Source organism: Paraconexibacter sp., assembly GCF_041602235.1.
Classification (GTDB): Bacteria; Actinomycetota; Thermoleophilia; order Solirubrobacterales; family Solirubrobacteraceae; genus Paraconexibacter.
Genome location: NZ_JBFIGP010000308.1, coordinates 1 through 4232 on the forward strand (window position 1 = coordinate 1; position 4232 = coordinate 4232).

Annotated in this window: 2 protein-coding genes and 2 pseudogenes; all 4 read right to left on the reverse strand. The window is 74.3% G+C overall.

Going from position 1 to position 4232, the window contains the following annotated elements:
* Positions 1–1936 (reverse strand): annotated as a pseudogene (locus tag ABYE80_RS17685) (hypothetical protein); the annotation flags it as partial.
* 42 nt (positions 1937–1978) lie between these two features.
* Positions 1979–3334, reverse strand: a complete 1356-nt coding sequence (locus ABYE80_RS17690; RefSeq protein WP_372791627.1) for a transglycosylase SLT domain-containing protein — start codon at positions 3332–3334, stop codon at positions 1979–1981.
* Complete coding sequence (locus tag ABYE80_RS17695) at positions 3331–3654, reverse strand: hypothetical protein (protein ID WP_372791628.1); 324 nt, start codon at positions 3652–3654, stop codon at positions 3331–3333. The genes ABYE80_RS17690 and ABYE80_RS17695 overlap by 4 nt, the downstream gene beginning before the upstream one ends.
* A 242-nt stretch (positions 3655–3896) precedes the next feature.
* Positions 3897–4232: pseudogene (locus tag ABYE80_RS17700) on the reverse strand (hypothetical protein); the annotation flags it as partial.

The window sequence follows — 4232 nt, forward strand, 5'->3', positions numbered from 1 at the left end:
GCCGGTCGGGGCGCTGCGGCTCGATCCCGCTGAAGTGGAAGAGGTGCCACGCACCCGTGGCCCGCTCCTCGAGGTTCCAGTAGGCGACGTTGAACCGCGGGTCGCGGAACACGTGGACGTCCGGGAACAGGGTCGGCGCGAGGTCCAGCCAACGCTGGTCGTGGTAGACGCCGCCGTCCGGGTCGAAACCGGCGGCGTGGCGCATGCGGTCGGACCACCACTCCAGGAAGCGCAGGCCCGTCGGGTCGGCTCGGACCGCGACGAGCCCCGCGTTCAGCGTGCCGGCGCGCAGCAGCTCGAGCTCGTGGGTGATGGCCTCGTGCTTGGGCGGCGGCGCGACGCGGTGCGGGGTGAGCACGACGCTGTGCCGGCGGCCCGCCTCGAGCAGCGGCGTGAGGGTGTCGAGCACGTAGGTGTCGGCGTCGAGGTAGAGCACGCGGTCGTGACCGGCGTCCAGCATCGCCCGGATCGCGGCCGGCTTCGTGCGCGCGGCGAGCTCCATCGGGCGCAGGGAGACGCGCAGCGCGGCCAGTTCAGGATCGTCGCGGGCGAGATCCGCGAGGAGGGTGACGCCGGGCTCGCTCGGCTCAGGGGTCGTGGCGCCGTCGAGGGTCGCGACGTGGACGACCAGGTCGGGATGATGGCGCCGTAGGGAGCGGGCGAGCGCCGCCACCTGGGGCAGCCGCTCGGCGCTGCTCACGGTGACGAGTGCCAGGCCCGCCTCCCCCACCGGCTCGAGCTCGACCGGCAGGCCGGAGTCCTCGCGGTTGGATCGCACCCAGGTGAGGAAGCGGGATCTCGAGACGCCCAGCAGGTCGGGGAAGGCCTCGCGCAGGTCGGGTCTGCGCTCGTACAGGCTGCGGTGCAGACGGGTGATCGGAGGCCGCACCTCGTCGACCGGCGTGGCGAGCCAGTCGCGGAAGGTGCCGGGGCCGACGGCGAACGGGTCACCGAGGCTCGTGCGGTCCGCGGACGGGAGGTCGCGGTAGGCCGCCCGCGCGCAGTCGGGGATCTCGACCCCGTCGTGCCAGCGCGCGTACCCGTAGTCCATTCCCTGGCTGCGGGTCCACCCTGCCGCCAGCAAGGCCCGTCGGTACCGGTCGAGCGCGGACGCCGCGGATCCGATGTCGCGCGGCGTGACCCGCTCCGCGTACCGCGTCATGCGATCGGGACGGTCGACGTCGTACCCGCTGAAGCGGATCAGGGAGCATCGCCGGGAGCCGACACGGATGTCGCTCCCGTCGGGGGACGCGGTCACCGCACGTTCCGTGATGTTCCAGTGCCCGACGTTGAACGCAGGGTCTCGGACGATGCCGACGTGGTCGAACAGCGAAGGCACCAGATCGACCCACCGCTGTTCGAAGTGCATGCCGTCCTGGACGACCCGGCGGCAGTGCTCGTCGAGCCGCGCGTCCCACCACCCTAGGAAGCGGCGGCCTTCGTCGCGGTTCGCGACCCCGAGGAACCCGAGGTTGTGCACGCCCGACAGCAGGATGTTCTGCTCCCGCGCCGGTCCGTCGTGACCCGGGAGCGGGCCCAGGAGATGCGGGGTGAGGACGATGTCGTCGCGGCGCAGCCGCTCGATCAGGGTGTCCTGGGGACCGCAGATCAGGCTTTCCTGCTTGTAGAACAGGACCGCGTCGTGTCCGCGGTCGAGCAGGTGCTCGATGAGGGCCGCGGTGACCGCGTAGGAGAACTCCTGCTGATCAGCCCGGAACGCCCGACCGACGAGATCCGGGCGTCCGAGGTCGCTCACGAAGATGCGCTCGCCCGGCCCCACCTCCGGCTCGTCTTCGCGCCGGGTGTCGGCGATCAGGGTCACGAACGGGACCTCCGGGTGCTCCGCGGCGAAGCTGCGTGCGACGACGCCGGCTGACGCGTACATCGGCCAGGCGGCGATGGTGCAGGCGCAGACGTTGAACGCGGACCCGGGCATCGGCGGCAGGATCGCAGGTGCGCTCCCGCCCGCTCGTCCGAGTCAGCGCACGAGACGCACCTCGAGCTGGGCCGCGGCGAGCCCGGCCACGTCCCCCGTGCCCAGGACCAGCGACAGGATCGTCGCTACGTACCTCCGTGTCTCCGCGAAGGGGCCCGCACACCGGCAGCGCTGCACGGCGCCAGGTCCCGCGTTGTAGGCGGCAAGGGCCATCGGCACCGCCCCGAACGTCGCCAGCAGCGTGCGCATGAGCCGGGCCTGCGCGTGGATGGACGCCTCGGCGTCGAACGGATCTCGCAGGCCGTACTCCCTCGCCGTCGCGGGCATGAACTGGGCGATGCCCTGCGCGCCGGCCGGGGAGCGGGCGTTGGGATCGAACCCGCTCTCCACCCGGAGCTGGGCGGCGAGCAGGACGGCCCCGACGTTGAAGCGCTGGGCCGCGGCGATGATGGCCGGTCGGTACCGGACGGGCACCCAGGTCGGCAAGGTGGTCCCGGCCATGCCGTCGGCGCTCTGGGCGGTCGCGCCCGCCGCGGCACGCGCCGGCGGGGCGCCCGCGCGTCCTCCGTAGCCGACGGAGGCAGTCCCGGCGCCGCGGGTGAAGCCGTAGTGCCACGGTTCCCAGGAGTACCGCTGGACGAACCCGAAGCGCCGCGCGTTGCGCGAGAGCCAGCCGTAGGCGGCGCGCGGTCCCAGATCCAGTTCGGTGCCGAGCCGGTGCAGGCTGTGCCCCGGCGGTGCGACCCACTTCGGGTCGGGGTTGCGGGCGAAGAGGACCGCCTGCTCGGCGTCGCTCCGGAAGCCCGAGACCACGAGCAGGCCGACGCCGTCCGCGCGGGCGGCGCGCGCCATCCGGTCGTACGCACGGGCGACGTCGGGCCGCATCGGTTTGCCGTCACGGTGCTCCAGGGGACCCCGGTACTGCCCGGCGGCGGCCGGACCCGTGGCGAGCACCGCCGATGGTGGAAGGGCCTCGGCCTCGGCGAGACGATCGCCGCGGCCGCGCGCGGTTCCGGTCTCGACCCGCACCCGCAGGGGCAGGAGATCCCCCGCCGCATCGGGGAAGGAGACGCGCACCGTGCCCACCCCGTTGCGGCTCGCGGTCCGACGGGCGGCAGCCCGTGCGCGGGTGAGGTATGCGTCACGGGTCAGGGAGTCCGGAGGCAGCGGCGATCCGTCTGCGACATCGCCGTACGGGATCACGACGTCGGGATGGTCCTCGGCCATCGAGCGGGCAGCCGCGAGGGCGGCGAGGTCGACGGCTCGCTGGCGGTCGGCGTCCCCGCTGCGGCTCCACGCCAGGGCGCCCGCCGCGTACGCCAGCAGGACGGCGAGCAGCAGGGCGCCGAGCACGGCAAGCAGCGCCTGTCCGCTGTCGCCACGGCCAGGACCGCTCATGCTTCCGTCGCCAACTCGGCGCCGAGGCGTCGCAGCGCCGGAAGCACGGGCACCCCCGAGAGCGCGAGTGTCCCGACCGTGGCCGTGATGTCGGTCCGCACCACCCGTGTCGGGCGCGGCTCGCCGTCGCAGGCCAGCGCCACGAGGGCCGGCGTCGCGTCCTGCGGCACGACCACGACCAGCGCGTCGGCGAACGCGAGCACGGCGTCGACGTCCGCGTCCCGGGGCCGCTCGGTCGCCACCACGAGCGGAGCGGTGCCGGCGAGCTGCGCAACCCGCTGGATCTGCGCGCTCGCCACGATCGTGTCGTCATCGATCACGCCGACGACGAGCCGTCCGGCCGCAACGGCCGGAACCCCGGTCTCCGCCGCCGACGCCGCGAGGCGTCGTGCTCCGGGCCGTCCGGGCGCGAGAGGTCCGGAGGGCCACGTGACGTCACCTCGCACCAGAACAGTCGCCGTGGAACATCGCCTCCCGCGCGCCAGTCCCTTCGCGAGCGCCACCGCGGCGGGCAGGCCGCGCCCCGCGCCCGTCAGCACGCCGATCCGGGGACCGACGCGCATCACGACCGCCCGCCGCGCCCACGCGCAGACGACGGGCGCGGGCCCGCATCCGCGCGTGCGGTCACCGTGAGCAGCTCCGATAGCGCGCCACTGACGGACCGCGGACGCAGGCGCACCGAGACCCGCCGCCCCTCGACCAGCACCCGCACCTCCGACCGCGACCACGCCGGCAGGGCGGCACGCGCCTCGCGGACCGGGTCTCCGCCCTGCAGGAGTGCGGCTGCTCCGGCGGTCGCCGCCGCGCCCGCGAGATCGCGGGCCCCACCGACCGCGAGGAACTGCGCGACGGCCAACGCCAGCACGAAGGCCAGCGGTATGACGGCGACGAGCTCGAC

Coding starts and splice junctions, on each gene's coding strand:
- ABYE80_RS17690 (WP_372791627.1), bottom strand. CDS start 3,334: ATGAGCGGTCCTGGCCGTGGCGACAGCGGACAGGCGCTGCTTGCCGTG.